Consider the following 18,677-nt stretch of genomic DNA (forward strand, 5'->3'; position numbering starts at 1 on the left):
GAAGCGAGCGGCCCGCCCGCCCACGCCCGTCACCAGAGGCTCCGCCCCCGAACCCGGGGTCTGGGGCAGAGCCCCACCACACGGCGAAGCCGCATATCGATGCTGCGGGAAGGGACGGGGAAGGGAACAGCCCACCCGCACCCGTCGCCAGGAGCTCCGCCCCCGGAGCCCGGGGCCTGGGGCAGAGCCCCACCACACGGCCGAACCGCACTCCATGCCGCGAGAAGGCACAGGGAAGCGAGCGGCCCGCCCGCCCACGCCCGTCACCAGAGGCTCCGCCCCCGAACCCGGGGTCTGGGGCAGAGCCCCACCACACGGCGAAGCCGCATATCGATGCTGCGGGAAGGGACGGGGAAGGGAACAGCCCACCCGCACCCGTCGCCAGGAGCTCCGCCCCCGGAGCCCGGGGCCTGGGGCAGAGCCCCACCACACGGCCGAACCGCACTCCATGCCGCGAGGAAGCGTGCGGCCTGCCCGCGCGACCGTTGTCAGGGGCTCGCCCTTGGAGCCCGGGGGCTGGGGCTGAGCCCCAGTTGTGGGAAGGGGCGGGGAGGGGACAGCCCGCCGCAGGCGTCACGGTCCGTCGGCATCCCCTAGCCGCAGGGCCCTACCCGAAGGTCAGGACCACCAGGGCCATCGTCGCGGCCGTCTCCGCCAGCGCGCCGAAGACATCGCCGGTCACCCCGCCGAGACGGCGGCGGCAGTGGTGCAGCAGGAGTTCGGCCGCCGCCAGCGCGGCCAGGGCCGCGAAGGCGTGGCGGACGACGGCGTACGGGCCGAAGGGGATGGCCGCCGCCGCGCAGCCGAGCACCACCACCGCCGCCACCACACCGGCGGAACGCCACGGCACGGCGCCCGCGACCGCCGCGCCCAGCCCCTCCGGACGGGCGGCCGGAACGCCCACGCGGGCCGCGAGTGTCAGGGCGCAGCGCGCGGTGACACCGGCCACGGCCGCCCCGACCGCGCCGTGCGCCCAGCTCTGCCCGTACAACTGGGCCAGCGCCGCCACTTGGCCGAGCAGGACGAACAGCAGCGTGATCACGCCGAACGGCCCGATGTCCGACCGCTTCATGATGCGCAGCGCGTCCTCGGCGGGTTTGCCGCTGCCGAGCCCGTCCGCGGTGTCGGCGAGTCCGTCGAGATGGAGGCCGCGGGTCAGTACGGCGGGTATCGCGGCGGTGGCGACGGCCGCCAGCAGCGCGCCACCGCCCAGGAACAGCAACACCCCACCCACCGCGGCCGCGCACAGCCCCACCGTCAGCCCGGCCAACGGCGCGCACAGCATCCCCGTGTGCGCCGCCTCCCGGTCCCAGCGCGTGCCCCGTACGGGCAGCACCGTGAGCGTGCCGAAGGCGAAGCGGATCCCGTCGGCCCAGGGGGCACGCGGAGCGTGTGCGGGCGGCGGATCGTAGGCGGGGCGCGGCGGATGCTCGGGCCGTTCCGGGCGCTCCGACCCCTCGGAGGACCCGGAGGGGGCGGAAGGCTCGGGGCTTTCCGCGCTCTCCCTGCTCTCCGTGCTCTCCGCGCACTCGGGTTCGGCCTCCGGCGGGCTTGCGGACGGCTGCGATCGCGGCTGCGGCGGCTCCGGCGTGGTGTCCATCGCGCGGAAGGCTATCCCGGCCACCTCCATCCGGTAAGCCCGAGGGCACACCCCTGTTGGGCACCTCCCAGCGTTAGCCGGGGGAGAACCGAGCCCCAAATGGGGCCTAGGCATACGATGCGGAGGGGCGCGGCCTACAACCCATATCGGCCGACGAACTATCGGAAGAGGGACCCGACCACTGTGACTGCTCTGACTCTCAGCACCTCGTCCGCCGCGGCACTGCGCGCGGACGCCGTCGTCGTCGGCGTGGCGAAGGGGGCCAAGGGCCCCGTCGTCGCCACCGGCGCCGAGGCCGTGGACAAGGCGTTCGGCGGAAAGCTGGCCGACGTTCTGGAGACGCTCGGCGCGACCGGCGCCGAGGGCGAGGTGACCAAGCTGCCCGCCGCGTCCGGCCTCAAGGCCCCGGTCGTGCTGGCGGTCGGGCTGGGCGATGTCCCGGCCAAGGACGACGGCTATGACGCCGAGACGCTGCGCCGGGCCGCGGGCGCGGCCTCCCGCGCGCTGTCCGGTTCGAAGAAGGGCGCCTTCGCGCTGCCGATCGAGGACGTGGCGGGCGCCGCCGCCGTGGCCGAGGGCGCACTGCTCGGGGCGTACACGTACGACAAGGGCAACGGCAACGGCGGCGCCAAGGACGGCAAGAGCGCCAAGAGCGCCAAGAACGCCGCGAACACCGACAAGAAGAACAACGGCCCGCTCGCCGAGGTCGCCCTGGTCGGCGGCAAGCCGCGCGACAAGGCGTACAAGGCGGCCGTCGAGCGCGCCACCGCCCTGGTCGAGGAGATCAACCGCGCCCGCGACCTGATCAACACCCCGTCCAACCTCCTCAACCCGGCCGACTTCGCGGCCGAGGCGGTCGCGGCCGCCAAGGAGCACGGTCTCAAGACCGAGGTGCTGGACGAGAAGGCGCTCAAGAAGGGCGGGTACGGCGGCATCCTCGGCGTGGGCCAGGGCTCGGACGCCCCGCCGCGGCTGGTGCGGATCGCGTACACCCACCCCAAGGCGGAGAAGACGCTCGCCCTGGTCGGCAAGGGCATCACCTATGACTCGGGCGGTATCTCCCTCAAGCCGGCCGGTCACAACGAGACGATGAAGTGCGACATGAGCGGTGCCGCCGCCGTGTTCGCCACCGTCGTCGCCGCCGCCAGGCTGGGCCTGCGGGTCAACCTCACGGGCTGGCTGGCGCTGGCCGAGAACATGCCGTCGGGTTCGGCCACCCGCCCCGGCGATGTGCTGTCGATGTACGGCGGCAAGACCGTCGAGGTGCTGAACACCGACGCCGAGGGCCGGCTGGTGCTCGCCGACGCGATCACCCGCGCCGGTGAGGAGAAGCCGGACGCGATCGTGGACGTGGCGACGCTGACCGGCGCCATGGTTCTCGCGCTGGGCAACCGCACGTTCGGGATCATGACGAACGACGAGGCGTTCCGCACCTCGCTGCACGAGATCGCGGAGGAGGCCGGTGAGCAGTCCTGGCCGATGCCGCTGCCCACCCACCTCCGCAAGGGCATCGACTCCCCGGTCGCGGATCTCGCGAACATGGGTGAGCGCATGGGCGGCGGTCTGGTGGCCGGCATCTTCCTGAAGGAGTTCGTGGCGGACGGGATCACCTGGGGCCACCTGGACATCGCGGGTCCGGCCTTCAACGAGTCCGGTCCGTTCGGCTACACCCCCAAGGGCGGCACGGGCGCCGCGGTCCGCACCCTGGTGCGGCTGGCCGAGCGCGCCGCCGACGGCGATCTCGGCTGAGCCGAGCGCAGCGCGGCGGCACGACGCAGCACCGCAACGCAGCGGCGCCCCGCGACAACGCATCGCGACCGCCGGCCCATAGGGCCGAAAGTCCCGTCGATTTCGCCCTCAACGAAATCGACGGGGCTCCGCGTTCCGGATACGCAGGAGTAACCCCTGAACTGGGGTCTGGAGATTTCTCACACAGCGGCCCCGCGTCCCGTCTCCTTCCAACAAGTGCGAAGATGTTGTCCCGGCAGGACAGGGCCCCCGACACCAGGGCCGCCGACGTAAGAAGCGGCCGAACACACGCCGCCGCCCGGCCGACCAAGGCCGGCCCCGGCGCACCATGCATGGAGGACGTGACGTGGCGAACGACGCCAGCACCGTTTTCGACCTAGTGATCCTCGGAGGCGGTAGCGGCGGTTACGCCGCTGCCCTGCGCGGGGCGCAGCTCGGTCTGGACGTCGCCCTGATCGAGAAGGACAAGCTGGGCGGCACCTGTCTGCACCGTGGCTGCATCCCCACCAAGGCTCTGCTGCACGCCGGTGAGCTCGCCGATCAGGCCCGCGAGGGCTCGGAATTCGGCGTGAAGACCACCTTCGAGGGCATCGACATCGAGGGTGTGCACAAGTACAAGGACGGCGTGATCTCGGGCCTGTACAAGGGTCTCCAGGGTCTGGTCGCCTCCCGCAAGGTCACCTATGTGACGGGTGAGGGCCGGCTGTCCTCCCCGACCTCTGTCGATGTGAACGGCGAGCGCTACACCGGCCGCCACATCCTGCTGGCCACCGGTTCGGTGCCCAAGTCCCTGCCCGGCCTGGAGATCGACGGCAACCGCGTCATCTCCTCCGACCACGCCCTGGTGCTGGACCGCGTGCCGAAGTCCGCGGTCGTACTGGGCGGCGGCGTCATCGGCGTCGAGTTCGCCTCCGCGTGGAAGTCCTTCGGGGCCGACATCACCATCGTCGAGGCGCTTCCCCACCTCGTCCCGGTCGAGGACGAGAGCAGCTCCAAGCTGCTGGAGCGCGCCTTCCGCAAGCGCGGCATCAACTTCTCCCTCGGCTCCCGCTTCTCCGGCGTCGAGTACACCGCCGACGGCGTCAAGGTCTCGCTGGAGAACGGCAAGACCTTCGAGGCCGAGCTGCTGCTGGTGGCCGTCGGCCGTGGCCCGGTCTCGCAGGGCCTGGGCTACGAGGAGGCCGGGGTCGCCATGGACCGCGGCTATGTCCTGGTCGACGAGTACATGCGGACCAACGTGCCGACCATCTCCGCCGTGGGCGACCTGGTCCCCACCCTCCAGCTCGCCCACGTAGGCTTTGCCGAGGGCATGCTGGTGGCCGAGCGGCTGGCGGGCCAGAACCCCGTTCCGATCGACTACGACGGCGTGCCGCGGGTCACCTACTGCCACCCCGAGGTCGCCTCCGTCGGCATCACCGAGGCCAAGGCCAAGGAGCTGTACGGTGCGGACAAGGTCGTCGCCCTGAAGTACAACCTCGCGGGCAACGGCAAGAGCAAGATCCTCAAGACCGCGGGCGAGATCAAGCTCGTGCAGGTCCGGGACGGTGCCGTCGTCGGCGTCCACATGGTCGGTGACCGGATGGGCGAGCAGGTCGGCGAGGCTCAGCTCATCTACAACTGGGAGGCGCTGCCCGCCGAGGTCGCGCAGCTCGTCCACGCCCACCCCACTCAGAACGAGGCGCTCGGCGAGGCCCACCTGGCCCTGGCCGGCAAGCCGCTGCACTCCCACGACTGATCATCCCGAGCGCGAACCATCCGCAAAGATCGTTAAGGAGCAACCGAACACCATGGCGGTTTCCGTAACCCTGCCGGCGCTCGGCGAGAGCGTGACCGAGGGCACCGTCACCCGCTGGCTCAAGGCCGAAGGTGAGCGCGTCGAGGCCGACGAGCCCCTGCTCGAGGTGTCGACCGACAAGGTCGACACCGAGATCCCGGCCCCTTCGGCCGGTGTGCTGACGTCCATCAAGGTGGCCGAGGACGAGACGGTCGAGGTCGGCGCCGAGCTGGCCGTTATCGACGACGGTGGCGCGGCTCCGGCCGAGGCCCCCGCCCCCGCGGCCGAGCCCGCTCCGGCGGCTCAGCCCGAGCCCGCCCCGGCGCCCGCCGCCGAGGCCCCTGCCCCCGCACCCGCCCCTGCCGCCGCCGCTCCGGCCGGTGGCGCCCAGGGCACCGATGTGGTCCTGCCCGCGCTGGGCGAGTCGGTGACCGAGGGCACCGTGACCCGCTGGCTCAAGGAGGTCGGCGAGTCCGTCGAGGCCGATGAGCCGCTGCTCGAGGTCTCCACCGACAAGGTCGACACCGAGATCCCGGCCCCGACCGCGGGCACTCTGCTGGAGATCCTGGTCGGCGAGGACGAGACCGCCGAGGTCGGCGCCAAGCTGGCCGTGATCGGTACGGCCAGTCAGGGTGCCGCCGCTCCGGCCGCCGCGCCCGCCCCGGCCCCCGCGCCGGTCCAGGAGGCCCCCGCCCCCGCCCCCGCCCCGGCCCCGGAGCCGGTCGCCCCCGCCCCCGCTCCGGCCCCGGCCGCTCCGGCGCCCGCCCCGGCCCCGGCCCCGGCCCCCGCCCCGGCTCCGGCCGCGGCGGCCCCGGCCCCGGCCATCCCCGCTCCCGCGGCCCCCGAGGCCGAGGGCGCCTACGTCACCCCGCTGGTGCGCAAGCTGGCGGCCGAGAACAACGTGGACCTGTCCACGGTCAAGGGCACCGGCGTCGGCGGCCGCGTCCGCAAGCAGGACGTCATCGCCGCCGCCGAGGCCGCCAAGGCCGCCGCCCAGGCCCAGGCCGCCCCGGCCGCCGCCGCGCCGAAGGCCGCCCCGCAGGCGGTGTCCCCGCTGCGTGGCCAGACCGTCAAGATGCCGCGGATGCGCAAGGTCATCGGCGACAACATGATGAAGGCCCTGCACGAGCAGGCGCAGCTCACCAGCGTGATCGAGGTGGATGTCACCAAGGTCATGCGGCTGCGCGCGCAGGCCAAGGAGGCGTTCGCACAGCGCGAGGGCGTCAAGCTCTCGCCGATGCCGTTCTTCGTGAAGGCCGCCGTCCAGGCGCTGAAGGCCCACCCGGCCGTCAACGCCCGGATCAACGACGACGGCACCATCACGTACTTCGACGTGGAGAACGTCGGCATCGCGGTGGACGCCGAGAAGGGCCTGATGACCCCGGTCATCAAGAACGCGGGCGACCTCAACATCGCCGGTATCGCCAAGAAGACGGCGGAGCTGGCGGGCAAGGTCCGCTCCAGCAAGATCACCCCGGACGAGGTGTCCGGCGCCACCTTCACGATCAGCAACACCGGCTCGCGCGGTGCGCTGTTCGACACGATCATCGTGCCCCCGAACCAGGTCGCCATCCTGGGCATCGGCGCGACCGTCAAGCGCCCGGTGGTCATCGACCACCCGGAGCTGGGCGAGACCATCGCGGTGCGCAACATGACGTATGTGGCGCTCTCCTACGACCACCGCCTGGTGGACGGTGCCGACGCGGCCCGCTACCTGACGGCCGTCAAGGAGATCCTTGAGACCGGTGAGTTCGAGGTGGACCTCGGTCTCTGAGCCTTCCGAGGAATCCTCCGAGGCATTGCCGCGCCCCGCACGGGCTTTCCGTGCGGGGCGCGGTTTTCGTTACCGCAGTACCGGGATAATGGCTACTGTTCACCGCTGGTTCTAAGGAGCTCCCCATGGCCCCGCCCGTCGTCCACTCGCTGCGCGAGCAGATCCGCGAGCACATCGTGGAGGGCATCGTCAGCGGCCGCTGGAAGCCGGGCGAGCGGATCGTGGAGCGCAGGATCGCCACGGAGCTGGAGGTCAGCCAGACGCCCGTACGGGAGGCGCTGCGGGAGCTGGAGTCGCTGCGGCTGATCGAGTCGGCCCCCAACAAGGGCGTCCGGGTGCGGAATCTGACCGCCTCCGACCTGGAGGAGATCTATCCGGTGCGGGCCGGGCTGGAGCAGATCGCGGCGGAGCTGGCCGCGCCCGTGCTGGCCGAGGACACCTCCGCCCTGGAGCCCGAGGTGCGGGGGCTGTACGAGGCGGACCGCAAGGCCGACGCGGAGGCGCAGGTCCGGCACACCGTGGCGTTCCACCGCGAGCTGGTGCGGGCGTCGGGGAACAGCGTGCTGCTGCACACCTGGGAGTCGCTGGGCATCGAGATCTGGACGACGCTGTCGATCCGCTGGCTGGGCACCGTCCAGGAGTCGTACGCCGAGGAGCACCAGGCGGTGGTGGACGCCTTCAAGCGGCGGGATCCGAGGGTCGGCGAACTGGTCAAGGAACATGTCCTCGGCTGTGCACCGCGTGCCTAGTTTCGCGGCACGGAATGCCAATTTCGCCTTACGGAGCACTTTTTCCTTGGCAGATCTTTGATCGATCATCGATCAGACTTACAGTCGGTTTCATGACCGATCTCGCACGCACGCGGCCGAGTGCGCTCGACCAGCTTCCCGATCGTGACCCCGAGGAGACCGCCGAATGGGGCGCCTCCCTGGACGCCGTCGCACAGGCGGCCGGGTCCCACCGCGCCTCGTACCTCATGCGCCGCACCCTGGAGCGCGCCGAGAGCACCGGGCTCGCCCTGCCGCCCCTGCTGGAGTCGGACTACGTCAACACCATCCCGACCGCCGCCGAGCCCGCGTTTCCGGGCGACGAGGCCATGGAGAGCCGCATCACCGCCTGGAACCGGTGGAACGCGGCGGCGATGGTCACCCGCGGCAGCCGTGACGGCCTCGGCGGCCACATCGCCACCTTCGCCTCCGCCGCCTGGCTCTACGAGACGGGCTTCCAGCACTTCTTCCGCGGCAAGGAAGCGGACGGATCCGGCGACCAGCTCTACATCCAGGGCCATGCCTCCCCCGGTATCTACGCCCGCGCCTTCCTCGACGGTCGGCTGACCGAGCACCACCTGGACCACTTCCGCCGCGAGGCGGGCGGTGCGGGTCTGCCGTCCTATCCGCATCCGCGGCGGATGCCGTGGCTGTGGGAGTTCCCCACCGTCTCGATGGGTCTCGGCCCGATCTCCGCGATCTACCAGGCGCGCTTCAACCGCTATCTGGCGGCGCGCGGCATCAAGGACACCGCCGACTCCCACGTCTGGGCCTTCCTCGGCGACGGCGAGATGGACGAGCCGGAGTCGACGGCCGCGCTGGCGCTGGCCGGGCGCGAGGGCCTGGACAACCTCACCTTCGTCATCAACTGCAATCTCCAGCGGCTCGACGGCCCGGTGCGCGCCAACTTCAAGATCGTGCAGGAGCTGGAGGCCCAGTTCCGCGCGGCGGGCTGGAACGTGGTCAAGTCGCTGTGGGGCTCCGCCTGGGACGAGCTGTTCGCGCTGGACACCTCGGGTGCGCTGGTCCGCCGGCTGCGCGAGGTCCCGGACGGCCAGTTCCAGACGTACGCGACCCGCGACGCGGCCTACATCCGCGAGCACTTCTTCGGCGCCGAGCCGGAGCTGGCCCGGCTGGCCCAGCAGCTCACGGACGCCAAGCTCACCGAGTGCTTCCACACCTCGCGCGCGGGCCATGAGCCGCGCAAGGTGTACGCGGCCTACCGCGCGGCCATGGCGCACAAGGGCGCCCCGACCGTCGTGCTCGCCCAGACCGTCAAGGGCTGGACGCTGGGCCCCGGCTTCGAGTCGCGCAACGCCAACCACCAGATGAAGAAGCTGACCGGCAAGGAGTTCCGCGCCATGCGGGACCTCCTCGAACTCCCCATCCCGGACAGCAAGCTGGACGACGGCCTCGTCCCCTACGTCCACCCCGGCCCCGACTCCCCCGAGGTCCGCTACCTCCAGGAGCGCCGCGCGGCCCTCGGCGGCCCCGCCCCGGCCCGCAAGGTCCACGCGGTGGCCCTGCCCGAGCCGTCCGCGAAGCCGTTCGAGACGCTCGCCAAGGGCTCCGGCAGCCAGGAGATCGCCACCACCATGGCGTTCGTCCGGCTGGTCAAGGACCTGATGCGGGACAAGGAGACCGGGCGGCGCTGGGTGCCGATCGTGCCGGACGAGGCGCGGACCTTCGGCATGGAGTCGCTCTTCCCCACCGCCGGGATCTACTCCCCGCTCGGCCAGACCTACGACCCGGTCGATCGCGATCAGCTCCTGTACTACAAGGAAGCCCAGAACGGTCAGATCCTCAACGAGGGGATCACCGAGGCCGGTTCGATGGCCGACTTCACCGCCGCCGCGACGTCGTACGCGACCCACGGCGAGCCGATGATCCCCTTCTACATCTTCTACTCGATGTTCGGCTGGCAGCGCACCGCCGACCAGATGTGGGCGCTCGCCGACCAGCTCGGCCGCGGCTTCCTCATCGGCGCCACCGCCGGCCGTACGACGATGACCGGCGAGGGCCTACAGCACGCCGACGGCCACTCCCCGCTGATCGCCTCCACCAACCCGGCGGCGCTCGCCTACGACCCGGCCTTCGCGTACGAGATCGGCGTGATCGTGCGGGACGGGCTGCGGCGGATGTACGGCCCCGAGGCCGAGGACGTCTTCTACTACCTGACCGTCTACAACGAGACCAAGGTCCAACCGCCGATGCCCGCGGGCGAAGGCGTCGAGGAGGGCATCCTCAAGGGCCTGTACCGCTACCAGGAGGCCACGGCCCCGGCCGCGGACTCCCCCCGTATCCAGCTTCTCGCCTCCGGCACCGCCATCCACTGGGTGCTGGAGGCCCAGAAACTCCTCGCCGACGAGTGGGGCGTGGCCGCCGACGTGTGGTCCGCCACCTCCTGGAGCGAGCTGCGCCGTGACGCCCTGTCCTGTGACGCGGCGCAGCTCAGTGGCGAAGACCGGGTCCCGTACGTCACCCGTGCCCTGGCAGGCGCACCGGGCCCGGTCCTCGCCGTCAGCGACTGGATGCGGGCCGTCCCCGACCAGATCAGCCAGTGGGTCGAGCAGGACTGGTACTCGCTGGGCACCGACGGCTTCGGCCTCTCCGACACCCGCGAGGCCGCCCGCCGCCACTTCGGCGTGGACGCCCCGGCCATCGTGGTGGCCGCGCTGTCCCGGCTGGCCCGGCAGGGCGCGGTACGGGCCACCGCGCCCAAGGAGGCCGCGGAGCGGTACGGCATCTGACGACGCCGGCGCAGTGGCCCGGGCCGCGTGGCCCGGGCCACTGCGCGCTCTGCCGTCGCCCGGTCGCGGAGGCCCGGCGACGCCTGCGGCGAGCCGCTTCCCTCCCCGCCCCTACCCGGCACCTGACGATATGCGGCTCCGCCGCGTGCGGGCTCCGCGTGTGCGGAGCTCCGTCCCAGACCCCGGGGTCCAGGGGCGGAGCCCCTGCCACGCGGCGGAGCCGCATATCGATGCGATCCCAGCCCCTCCGGCGTTTGAGGAGCGGGGTCCAGGGGCGGAGCCCCGGCGGGGGCCGGGGGCGCGGCCCCCGGTTTCGGGAAGGGGCGGGTAGGGGAAAGCGCCGCACACCCCATAGCCCGCCCCGCTTCCGAGCCGCGCCACTCCCTGGCGGCATTGCCGCCGGGCCGCCCAAGGCCGGAGCCCCGCCCCCGGAGCGGCCGGGCGCGCTCCGGCCCGAACCCGCCACGATCCGCCGCTCGCCCAAAGAGCACGGCATCATGGGGCGGTGCGTGCTGCCCGGCTCATCAAGATGGTGCTTCTGCTCCAGGCCCGGCCCTCGATCACGGGGGCCGAGCTGGCGCGGGAGCTGGAGGTCTCGGAGCGCACCGTGACCCGGGACGCCGCCGCGCTCTCCGAGGCGGGGATCCCGGTCTACGCGGACCGGGGCCGGGCCGGGGGCTACCGGCTCATCGGCGGCTACCGCACCCGGCTGACCGGCCTCGGGCGGACCGAGGCCGAGGCGCTGTTCCTGTCCGGCGTCCCCTCCGCGCTGCGCGAGATGGGGCTCGCGGACGCCGCCTCCGCCGCCCGGCTGAAGGTGTCCGCCGCGCTGCTCCCCGAGCTGCGGGACGCCTCGCACACGGTGGCCCAGCGGTTCCATCTCGACGCCCCGGGCTGGTGGCGGGAGCCGGAGACGCCGGAGCTGCTGCCGAGGATCGCCGACGCGGTCTGGGACGATCTGCGGATCACCGTGCGCTACCGGCGCCGGGACGCGGAGGTCCGGCGCGAGCTCGAACCGTACGGGCTCGTCCTCAAGGCGGGCGTCTGGTATCTCGCGGCCCGCGCGGAGGGCGGCTTCCGGGTCTACCGGGTGGACCGCTTCACGGCCGTGGAGCCGGACGGCACCCACTTCACCCGGGACGAGGACTTCGACCTGCCCGGCTTCTGGGGGGAGCGGGCCGATCAGTTCGCCCGCTCGATCCTGCGGGAGAAGGCCGTCGTACGGCTGACCCCGGCCGGTGCCCGGGGGCTGCCGCATGTCACGGACCGTACGGCGGCCGAGGAGGCCATACGCGAGGCCGGGGAGCCCGACGGGCACGGGCGGCTCACCGTCACCCTGCCCATCGAGTCGTACGAGGTCGCCCTCGCCCAGTTGCTCGCCCTCGGCCCGGAGGCGGAGGTGCTGGAGCCGCCGGAGCTGCGAGCGCTCTTCGCCGAGACGGCACGCCGCACGGCGGAACGCTACGAGTGACGGGGGAGCCGATGCGGGTGGCCGCCGAGTAGGTCGGCCGTTCCGGGCGGGTACGTCTTAGGACACCCGGCCTCACGAACGGACCGTAGCCGTGCCGGAGGGCCCGCGAGCCCTTACGGAGTCCGCGTTGTCGGCGTGGGGCGCAGGGGTGCCGTACGGGCCGCGCGTCGGGTTCCGACCAGCAGCAGGACGTTCGCGAGCAGGAGGATCGGCCAGGGCGTGAATACGAGGACCACGGCGCCGACCATGATCCAGATCCCCAGCATCCACGCGATGAACGTCGGCGGCACGATGCCGCGGCGGTCCAGCCACAGCACCATCAGGCCGACCACGGTGAGCGGCACGCCGAAGCTGGCCAGACTCAGCCAGTACGCGCTGTTCGCCGGGCCCATCGCGGCCAGGTCGTCATCCCACAACGCCCCGCTGAACCACGCCCCCGCATGGTGCGCGGCGCCCTCCACCGTCAGGGCGCCGATCGTGTGCGCGGCCCCGAAGAACACCATGAGCCGGCCAGCCCATTTGATCATCTGAGTCTCCCCCCTTCCTATCGCGACAGAAGGAAGTGGACCTCGCGGGGCCTGACCTCCAGATCGCTCAAACCGTCGGGCGTCGCGCCCAGCCCGCGGGCGACGTCGGCCGCCGCCCGGAAAGTCTCCTCGGACTCGAACGCGCCGGTGGTGACGACGGCCGCGCCGTCCGGGGTGGCCCAGACCCCGACGGACAGGAAGCCCGGCTGCGTCCGCGTCGCCTCGGCGACGTGGTGGCACCGGTCGACGAACTCCTCGACGTGCTCGGGGGCCGGGTAGTGGAAGGCGATGAAGCCGAATGACATGGCGGTGTCCCCTCTCGTTTTATACGCTGCCGTATAAGTCGAGGCTAGACGTGTTGTACGGCACCGTATAGTCGATAACGAAGATGAGGTGGGCCACAGATGGGTGCCTTGCGCACACCGCGGGAGAAGTGGATCGAGGAGGGATTGCGGGCGCTGTCCGCAGGCGGTGTGGACGCCGTGCGGGTCGAAGCACTGGCCAAGGCGCTGGGGGTGACCAAGGGCGGCTTCTACGGCTATTTCGCCGACCGCAACGCACTGCTGGAGAACATGCTCGACACCTGGGAGCACGAAAGTATCGACGCGGTGCTGCAACAGGTCGAGCACGTCGGCGGCGATGCCCGGGACCGGATCCGGCTGGCCGGGCGGCTGACCTTCTCCGACGACCGCCTGCTCATCGAGCTGGCGATCCGCGACTGGGCCCGGCGCGACGAGGGAGTCGCCGAACGCCTGCGCCGGGTCGACAACCAGCGGATGCATCTGGCGCGGGAGATGATCGGCACGTTCTGCTCCGACCCCGACGAGGTCGAGGCCCGCAGCCTGCTCGCCTTCTGCCTGGCCATCGGCCACCACTTCCTGGCCGCCGAGCACCCTGGCCGCGCCCGCGCCGACGTCCACGCCCGCGCCGCCGACCTCATCCTCGGCCTCCCGCATGACAGCCCGGCGGACGGCCCCTCCTCAGGCCCCTGAGACACGGTCACCAGCCGGCCGGGCTCCCCAGGAAACCGGCCACAGTCGAATACACGAGCTCACCGGCACCAAGGCCGCTGCCGGTGGCCCAAGGCCGCTGCCGGTGGCCGCGGAGCCCCGCCCGTGACGGCAGAGCTCCGCCGGTAAGGCGGCGCGCCCTACCGATAGTCGGCGGCCGTGCCCGCCTTGCCGCCGAAGACCACGTCCCGGAAGTAACCGAGGACATCGGGCCGGGAGCCGTCCCGGTCGGTGAAGCCGTAGATCTTGGCCAGATCGCCGCTGAAGACGGACTTCCCGTTCCAGCGCGCCCGGTCCGGGTCGGCGGCGAGCGCGGCGACCGCCCGTCCGACGAAGTACGGCGACTCGGCGATGGCGAAGTGCGGCTCCTTCTCCACCGCGTCGCGCCAGTTCTCCTCCGTCACCCCGAAGTGGTCCAGCATCTGCTCGGAGCGCAGAAAGCCCGGCGAGATGCTCACCGCCGTGCCGTCGAACTCCTTGAGCTCCTCCGCGAGCCCGAAGGCCGTCCGGATCGGGGCGTTCTTGGTGAGGTCGAAGAAGAGGTTCTCGCGGTAGGTCTTGTTGAACTCCTCGTTGCCGTCGGTCACCTCGACCACCAGTCCGCCCGGGTGCCGGATCAGCAGCGGCAGCGCGTAGTAGCTGGTGATGAGGTGGGTCTCGACGCCGAGCCGGAGCATCCGCAGCCCGCCCGCCAGATCGGTCTCCCAGGTCTTCTTGCCGAACTCGATCAGCGCCTCACCGCCCCATACGTCGTTGACCAGGACGTCCAGCCGGCCCTGCTCCCGGTCGATCCGCTCCACCAGCGCCCGGACCTGCTCGGGCTCAAGGTGGTCGGTCGGCACCGCGATGCCCGTGCCGCCCGCGGCCGTGATCAGCTCCGCCGTCTCCTCGATGGTCTCCGTGGCCCGCCCCACCTCGCTGACGCGCTCCCGAGTGGTGCGCCCCGTCGCGTAGACGGTGGCCCCGGCCGCCCCCAGTTCGACGGCCATCGCCCGGCCCGCGCCGCGCGTCGCCCCCGCGACGAGCGCGACCCTGCCCGCCAGTGCGCCCTGTGTGCTCACGTCCATATGTCCTCCCGGTGGGAATGCCGTGTGGGTGACCTGGGTCGACCCGCGTCAGCCCGAGGCGGTCCGGGTCGACCCAGGTCGACCTTCGCAGGGAAATCCGACACCTGCTGTCTGGTATTACGAAGCGGCCGCATCCGGCGCGTTCCGCGTGCGGGGGTGCGCGGGAGGGCCGATCCTGGTCCCGTGATGATGGACGAGGTCCCGCGATGATGGACGAAACGGAGTTCTGGGGGCTGGTCGACAGCGCCCGGGAGATCGCGGATGGCGACCCCGAGGACCAGTCCGACCTGCTCGTCGATCAGCTCTCACAACTCGACCCCGACGCGGTGCTGGACTTCGCCCGGCACTTCGAGGCCCGCTCCAACCGGGCCTACCGCTGGGATGTGTGGGGCGCCGCCTGGGTGCTGCTCGGCGGGGTCAGCGACGATGCCTTCGAGGCGTTCCGCTTCTGGCTGATCGGCCAGGGCCGGGAGATCTTCGAGGGCGCGCTGCACGATCCGGACGCGCTCGCCGACCTGCTCGAGGACTTCGATGAGCAGGTGGACGGCGACTGCGAGGACCTGGGGTACGCGGCGGACGAGGCGTACGAGCGGCTGACCGGGGCGCCCCTGCCCGAGCTGGGGCTCGCCCCCGCGCCCCGGGAACCGATCGGGGAGGCCCTCGACTTCGAGAGCGAGGCGGTGCTGGCGGAGCGGTATCCCCGGCTGTGGGAGCGCTTCAGGGGCTGACGCTCACAACGCCTCGGGCACCTCCCCAGCGCCTCAGCGGTCCAGCGAGCGCCCCATCAGCACATCGTCCACGTACTCCCCCGCCAGCAGGAACTCCCCCGGCAGCACGCCCTCCACCGCGAACCCCTCCGACGCGTACAGCCGCCGTGCCGGGGTGTTGTGGCCCAGCACCCGCAGCGTGATGCGGGTCGCGCCCTGCCGCCGTGCCTCCTCGCACGCGGCGCCGAGCAGCGCCCGCGCCACGCCCTTCCCCCGCGTCCGCTCATCCACCGCGAGCCCCTGGATCTGGCGGACATGCGTGTTGCAGGCCAGCGGGGTCGACGGCACGAGCCGTATATAGCCGACGGGGCATCCGCCGAGCTCGGCCACGAGGATGTGCTCGACGCGGTTGTGCTGGGTGAAGAAGGGGTCGTAAGGCGGCTCGGGCCGCGGCTGTACGGAATGCAGCACCGACCAGGTGCGGCGGTCCAGCTCGGCCAGCGCCGTCTCGTCGTCGAGCACGGCGGGGCGGATGATCAGCTCGGGCTGCCGGGACGCGCGGTGCGGGCCAGACGGCTGGGGCGGGCCGGAGGGCTGGGGCGGGTCGGAGGGCTGGGGCGGGTCGGAGGGCTGGGACATGCGAGTCACTGTGCCACGCCCGCCTGTTGTCCGACATCCCTCCCCTGATCGAGGGCAGGATGGGGCCATGCGTATCGCGGTCACCGGCTCCTCAGGGCTCATCGGCACGGCACTCGTCCGCTCGCTGCGCGAGGACGGCCACCAGGTGGTGCGCCTGGTGCGGCGTCCGCCGCGTGCGGAGGACGAGGTGGAGTGGGACCCGCGGCGGGAGTGGGTGGACACGAAGGGGCTGATGGGCTGTGCGGCCGTGGTCCATCTCGCGGGCGCGGGCGTGGGCGACCGGCGCTGGACCGACGCGTACAAGAAGGAGATCCGGGACAGCCGGGTGCTGGGCACCGCCGCCCTCGCCGAGGCGATCGCCTCGCTGGACACTCCGCCGCGGGTGCTGGTGAGCGGAAGCGCGGTCGGGTTCTACGGTGACACCGGGGAGCGCGCGGTCGATGAGAGTGCGCCCCCCGGTCACGGTTTTCTTCCGGATCTCTGCCAGGACTGGGAGGCGGCGGCGGCCGCGGCGCAGGAGGCGGGCGTCCGTACGGTCTTCACCCGGACCGGGCTGGTGATCTCCTCCGAGGGCGGGGCGTGGGGACGGCTCTTCCCGTTGTTCAAGCTGGGCCTCGGCGGGCGGATGGGCAGCGGTCGGCAGTACTGGAGCTTCATCGCGCTGCGGGACCATATCGCCGCGCTGCGCCATATCCTCGACACGCCCGAGCTCACCGGCCCGGTCAACCTCACCGCACCGGCACCGGCCACCAACCGTGAGATCACGGCGGCCATGGGCCGTGTGCTGCGCCGTCCCACGCTCTTCACGGTCCCCGCCCCCGCGCTCCGGATCGCCCTGGGCGAGATGTCCGGCGACGTCCTCGGCAGCGTCCGGGCCATCCCCCGCCGCCTCCTGGACTCCGGCTTCACCTTCACCTACCCGCATGTGGACGAGGCCATCAAGGCGGCGCTGCGGTAGGAGAGTTGGCGCCCCGTCGGCGCCCGCTCGGCATCCACTTGGGTCCGCTTGGCCGGCGTCCGCTTGGCGCCCCGTTGACGCCCCTCGCACTCCCCCGGTCGCGCATCGCTCGATGACGTGTGCGACCGGTGTGCGCCCGTGCCCGGTCGATGCGCGTCTGGCATCGACCGTTTTTGTCCGTACTGTCAAGACCGTCTCGCGAGCCGTCACGCGGGACCCACGCATCCGGGCCGCCGACCGGGGCAGCAGCCCCCGTGACGGACGCACCGACTTCGGGGAGGACACGTGCTAAAGCGCGCGCACCGCACGGACGTCGTCATCGTCGGCGCCGGGCTCGCGGGACTGGCCGCGGCTCATCGGCTGACCGACGCGGGAGTGGCGGTCACGGTGCTCGAGGCCGCGCCCCGCGTGGGCGGACGGATGACGACCGACACCGTCGACGGCTTCCGGCTGGACCGTACCGGTCACCTGATGAACACCTCCTTCCCGGAGTTGCGGCGCACTCCGGGGCTCGGCGCCCTCGCCCTGCGCCCCTTCGCCCAGGGGGTGCTGGTCCACAACGAGGGGCGTACGCACCGGGTGGACACCCCCCGGAGCATGAGGGGCGCATTCACCACGGCACGCGCCCTCGCCAACGCCGCCCGCGCGCCGCTCGGCAGCGGGCTCGACCAGGCCCGACTCGGTGCCGCGCTCGGCAGGCTCGCCGCCCTGCCCGCGGACCGCCTGCTCGCCCGCCCCGACCGGCCGGTCTCCGAGACCCTGGGGGGGCGGGGCCTACCTGCTCGTACGGTCGAGGGGGTGCTGCGTCCACTGCTCGTCTCGCTGCTGAGCGACCCGGACCTCACCACCTCCAGCCGCTGCGCCGACCTCGCGCTGCGCGGCTACGCACGCGGCCGCCTCTGCCTCCCGGCAGGCGGCGCGTCCACCGTCCCCGAGCTGCTCGCGGCCGCGCTGCCGCCGGGGACGGTCCGTACGGGCGTCCGGGCCGTATCGGCCTCCACCACCGCCGTCGCCACCGCCGAACACGGCGAGATCGGCTGCCGTGCGGTGCTGGTGGCCACCGGGGCGCATGACGCGGCCGAACTCCTGCCCGGGCTGCGGGTACCGGCCTTCCACCCGGTGACCGTGACACACCACACCGCCGACCGGCCGCCACTGCGCGAGCCCGCGCTGATACTCGCGGCGGGCGGCCGGGGCCCGGTCGCCCACACCATGGTGGCCAGCGAGGTCGACCCCTCGCGCACCCCGCCCGGCCGGGTGCTGATCACCTCCACGGTGCTGGGCGCCTCCGCCGCACTGCCCGCCGCCGAACTCGACCGAGCCGTCAGGGCCCAACTGGCGACGGTGTACGGCACATCGACCGCGGACTGGGAGCTGCTGGCCACACACCACGACCCGCACGCGGTCCCGGCCATGCCCGCCCCCCACGACCCACGCCGCCCGGTGCGGCTGCTGTCGGGGCTGTACGTCTGCGGCGACCACCGCGACTCCAGCACGGTCCAGGGCGCCCTGGCCTCCGGCCGCCGAGCCGCCCGAGCGGTCCTCAGCGACTTCGGCGCCCCACCGGACGCCGGCTCCGACACGAACGCCCGCAACACGGGCACGGGGTCCTACCCGGCGGCGGCTTGAGCAGCGGCATGCCTGCCGGGGCAGGGCGCGGCTGAGGCTCAGGCCCCGGTCACGCGGCTCACGGCTCACGGCTCACGGCTCACGGCTCACGGCTCACGGCTCACGGCTCACGGCTCACGGCTCACGGCTCACGGCTCAGGACAACGGGCACCAGCCGCTGCGGCAACCTGACGCGCGACATCCCGCAGTGCCCAGCCGCTGAGGCCCAGGCTCCCGTACGGCTCGCGGTTCGGTGAAGACCGGCAGCCGCGTCAC

15 protein-coding genes are annotated in these 18,677 nt (G+C 72.4%); 10 read left to right on the forward strand and 5 right to left on the reverse strand.

The genetic code is table 11. The annotated features are described in order from the left end of the window. Nucleotides 1-607: 607 nt before the first annotated feature. Nucleotides 608-1,363: an adenosylcobinamide-GDP ribazoletransferase gene (locus ACK1X7_RS14800; protein ID WP_385151935.1), complete on the reverse strand. Its 756-nt coding sequence runs from the start codon at nucleotides 1,361-1,363 to the stop codon at nucleotides 608-610. A 420-nt stretch (nucleotides 1,364-1,783) separates the two neighbouring features. Between ACK1X7_RS14800 and ACK1X7_RS14805 the strand changes: the two genes are divergently transcribed. From ACK1X7_RS14805 to ACK1X7_RS14830, 6 genes are all read left to right on the forward strand, one after another. After that, the gene (locus ACK1X7_RS14805) at nucleotides 1,784-3,349 is read left to right on the forward strand and encodes a leucyl aminopeptidase (protein ID WP_385151908.1); all 1,566 of its coding nucleotides are present in this window, start codon (nucleotides 1,784-1,786) and stop codon (nucleotides 3,347-3,349) included. 346 nt (nucleotides 3,350-3,695) lie between these two features. Further along, nucleotides 3,696-5,084 carry a dihydrolipoyl dehydrogenase gene (lpdA, locus tag ACK1X7_RS14810; protein ID WP_361512319.1) on the forward strand — a complete coding sequence of 463 codons (1,389 nt, stop codon included), beginning with the start codon at nucleotides 3,696-3,698 and terminating at the stop codon, nucleotides 5,082-5,084. A 52-nt stretch (nucleotides 5,085-5,136) separates the two neighbouring features. Beyond that, nucleotides 5,137-6,897, forward strand: coding sequence for a 2-oxoglutarate dehydrogenase, E2 component, dihydrolipoamide succinyltransferase (gene sucB, locus ACK1X7_RS14815; RefSeq protein WP_413115151.1), 1,761 nt, complete (start codon nucleotides 5,137-5,139; stop codon nucleotides 6,895-6,897). Between the two features lie 125 nt (nucleotides 6,898-7,022). Then, nucleotides 7,023-7,646, forward strand: coding sequence for a GntR family transcriptional regulator (locus ACK1X7_RS14820; RefSeq protein WP_361500321.1), 624 nt, complete (start codon nucleotides 7,023-7,025; stop codon nucleotides 7,644-7,646). Nucleotides 7,647-7,738: 92 nt separating this feature from the next. Then, nucleotides 7,739-10,414: a pyruvate dehydrogenase (acetyl-transferring), homodimeric type gene (gene aceE, locus ACK1X7_RS14825; RefSeq protein ID WP_385157793.1), complete on the forward strand. Its 2,676-nt coding sequence runs from the start codon at nucleotides 7,739-7,741 to the stop codon at nucleotides 10,412-10,414. 505 nt (nucleotides 10,415-10,919) lie between these two features. After that, complete coding sequence (locus ACK1X7_RS14830) at nucleotides 10,920-11,885, forward strand: helix-turn-helix transcriptional regulator (protein ID WP_385151500.1); 966 nt, start codon at nucleotides 10,920-10,922, stop codon at nucleotides 11,883-11,885. A gap of 113 nt (nucleotides 11,886-11,998) precedes the next feature. Here the strand turns inward: ACK1X7_RS14830 and ACK1X7_RS14835 are convergent, their stop codons facing one another. Both ACK1X7_RS14835 and ACK1X7_RS14840 read right to left on the reverse strand, forming a co-directional pair. Then, a complete protein-coding gene (locus ACK1X7_RS14835; RefSeq protein ID WP_385151497.1) occupies nucleotides 11,999-12,412 on the reverse strand; it encodes a hypothetical protein in 414 nt (137 codons plus the stop codon). 17 nt (nucleotides 12,413-12,429) lie between these two features. Next, the gene (locus tag ACK1X7_RS14840) at nucleotides 12,430-12,717 is read right to left on the reverse strand and encodes an antibiotic biosynthesis monooxygenase (protein WP_413115152.1); all 288 of its coding nucleotides are present in this window, start codon (nucleotides 12,715-12,717) and stop codon (nucleotides 12,430-12,432) included. 99 nt (nucleotides 12,718-12,816) lie between these two features. Between ACK1X7_RS14840 and ACK1X7_RS14845 the strand changes: the two genes are divergently transcribed. Further along, nucleotides 12,817-13,404, forward strand: a complete 588-nt coding sequence (locus tag ACK1X7_RS14845; protein WP_413115153.1) for a TetR/AcrR family transcriptional regulator — start codon at nucleotides 12,817-12,819, stop codon at nucleotides 13,402-13,404. A 158-nt stretch (nucleotides 13,405-13,562) separates the two neighbouring features. Here the strand turns inward: ACK1X7_RS14845 and ACK1X7_RS14850 are convergent, their stop codons facing one another. Continuing rightward, nucleotides 13,563-14,489 carry an SDR family oxidoreductase gene (locus tag ACK1X7_RS14850; RefSeq protein ID WP_385151487.1) on the reverse strand — a complete coding sequence of 309 codons (927 nt, stop codon included), beginning with the start codon at nucleotides 14,487-14,489 and terminating at the stop codon, nucleotides 13,563-13,565. A 209-nt stretch (nucleotides 14,490-14,698) separates the two neighbouring features. Between ACK1X7_RS14850 and ACK1X7_RS14855 the strand changes: the two genes are divergently transcribed. Next, a complete protein-coding gene (locus tag ACK1X7_RS14855; protein ID WP_385151503.1) occupies nucleotides 14,699-15,217 on the forward strand; it encodes a DUF4240 domain-containing protein in 519 nt (172 codons plus the stop codon). A 33-nt stretch (nucleotides 15,218-15,250) separates the two neighbouring features. Here the strand turns inward: ACK1X7_RS14855 and ACK1X7_RS14860 are convergent, their stop codons facing one another. Next, a complete protein-coding gene (locus ACK1X7_RS14860; RefSeq protein ID WP_413115154.1) occupies nucleotides 15,251-15,835 on the reverse strand; it encodes a GNAT family N-acetyltransferase in 585 nt (194 codons plus the stop codon). Nucleotides 15,836-15,902: 67 nt separating this feature from the next. On the opposite strand from ACK1X7_RS14860, the gene ACK1X7_RS14865 reads away from it, so the two are divergent. Continuing rightward, entirely contained in the window at nucleotides 15,903-16,793 is an 891-nt protein-coding gene (locus ACK1X7_RS14865) for a TIGR01777 family oxidoreductase (RefSeq protein WP_390792909.1), read from the forward strand. A gap of 285 nt (nucleotides 16,794-17,078) precedes the next feature. Then, nucleotides 17,079-18,422 (forward strand): NAD(P)/FAD-dependent oxidoreductase, encoded by a 1,344-nt coding sequence (locus ACK1X7_RS14870; protein WP_385151478.1) that lies wholly within the window; start codon nucleotides 17,079-17,081, stop codon nucleotides 18,420-18,422. Nucleotides 18,423-18,677: the final 255 nt, after the last annotated feature.

The sequence above is a fragment of the Streptomyces sp. CY-1 genome (assembly GCF_047218265.1).
Taxonomy (GTDB): domain Bacteria; phylum Actinomycetota; class Actinomycetes; order Streptomycetales; family Streptomycetaceae; genus Streptomyces; species Streptomyces niphimycinicus.

Bases quoted from the DNA above. Each gene is read 5' to 3' on its own strand.
- sucB (WP_413115151.1), top strand. From the start codon at position 5,137: ATGGCGGTTTCCGTAACCCTGCCGGCGCTCGGCGAGAGCGTGACCGAG.
- ACK1X7_RS14820 (WP_361500321.1), top strand. From the start codon at position 7,023: ATGGCCCCGCCCGTCGTCCACTCGCTGCGCGAGCAGATCCGCGAGCAC.
- aceE (WP_385157793.1), top strand. From the start codon at position 7,739: ATGACCGATCTCGCACGCACGCGGCCGAGTGCGCTCGACCAGCTTCCC.
- ACK1X7_RS14835 (WP_385151497.1), bottom strand. From the start codon at position 12,412: ATGATCAAATGGGCTGGCCGGCTCATGGTGTTCTTCGGGGCCGCGCAC.
- ACK1X7_RS14840 (WP_413115152.1), bottom strand. From the start codon at position 12,717: ATGTCATTCGGCTTCATCGCCTTCCACTACCCGGCCCCCGAGCACGTC.
- ACK1X7_RS14845 (WP_413115153.1), top strand. From the start codon at position 12,817: ATGGGTGCCTTGCGCACACCGCGGGAGAAGTGGATCGAGGAGGGATTG.
- ACK1X7_RS14850 (WP_385151487.1), bottom strand. From the start codon at position 14,489: ATGGACGTGAGCACACAGGGCGCACTGGCGGGCAGGGTCGCGCTCGTC.
- ACK1X7_RS14855 (WP_385151503.1), top strand. From the start codon at position 14,699: ATGGACGAAACGGAGTTCTGGGGGCTGGTCGACAGCGCCCGGGAGATC.
- ACK1X7_RS14860 (WP_413115154.1), bottom strand. From the start codon at position 15,835: ATGTCCCAGCCCTCCGACCCGCCCCAGCCCTCCGACCCGCCCCAGCCC.
- ACK1X7_RS14865 (WP_390792909.1), top strand. From the start codon at position 15,903: ATGCGTATCGCGGTCACCGGCTCCTCAGGGCTCATCGGCACGGCACTC.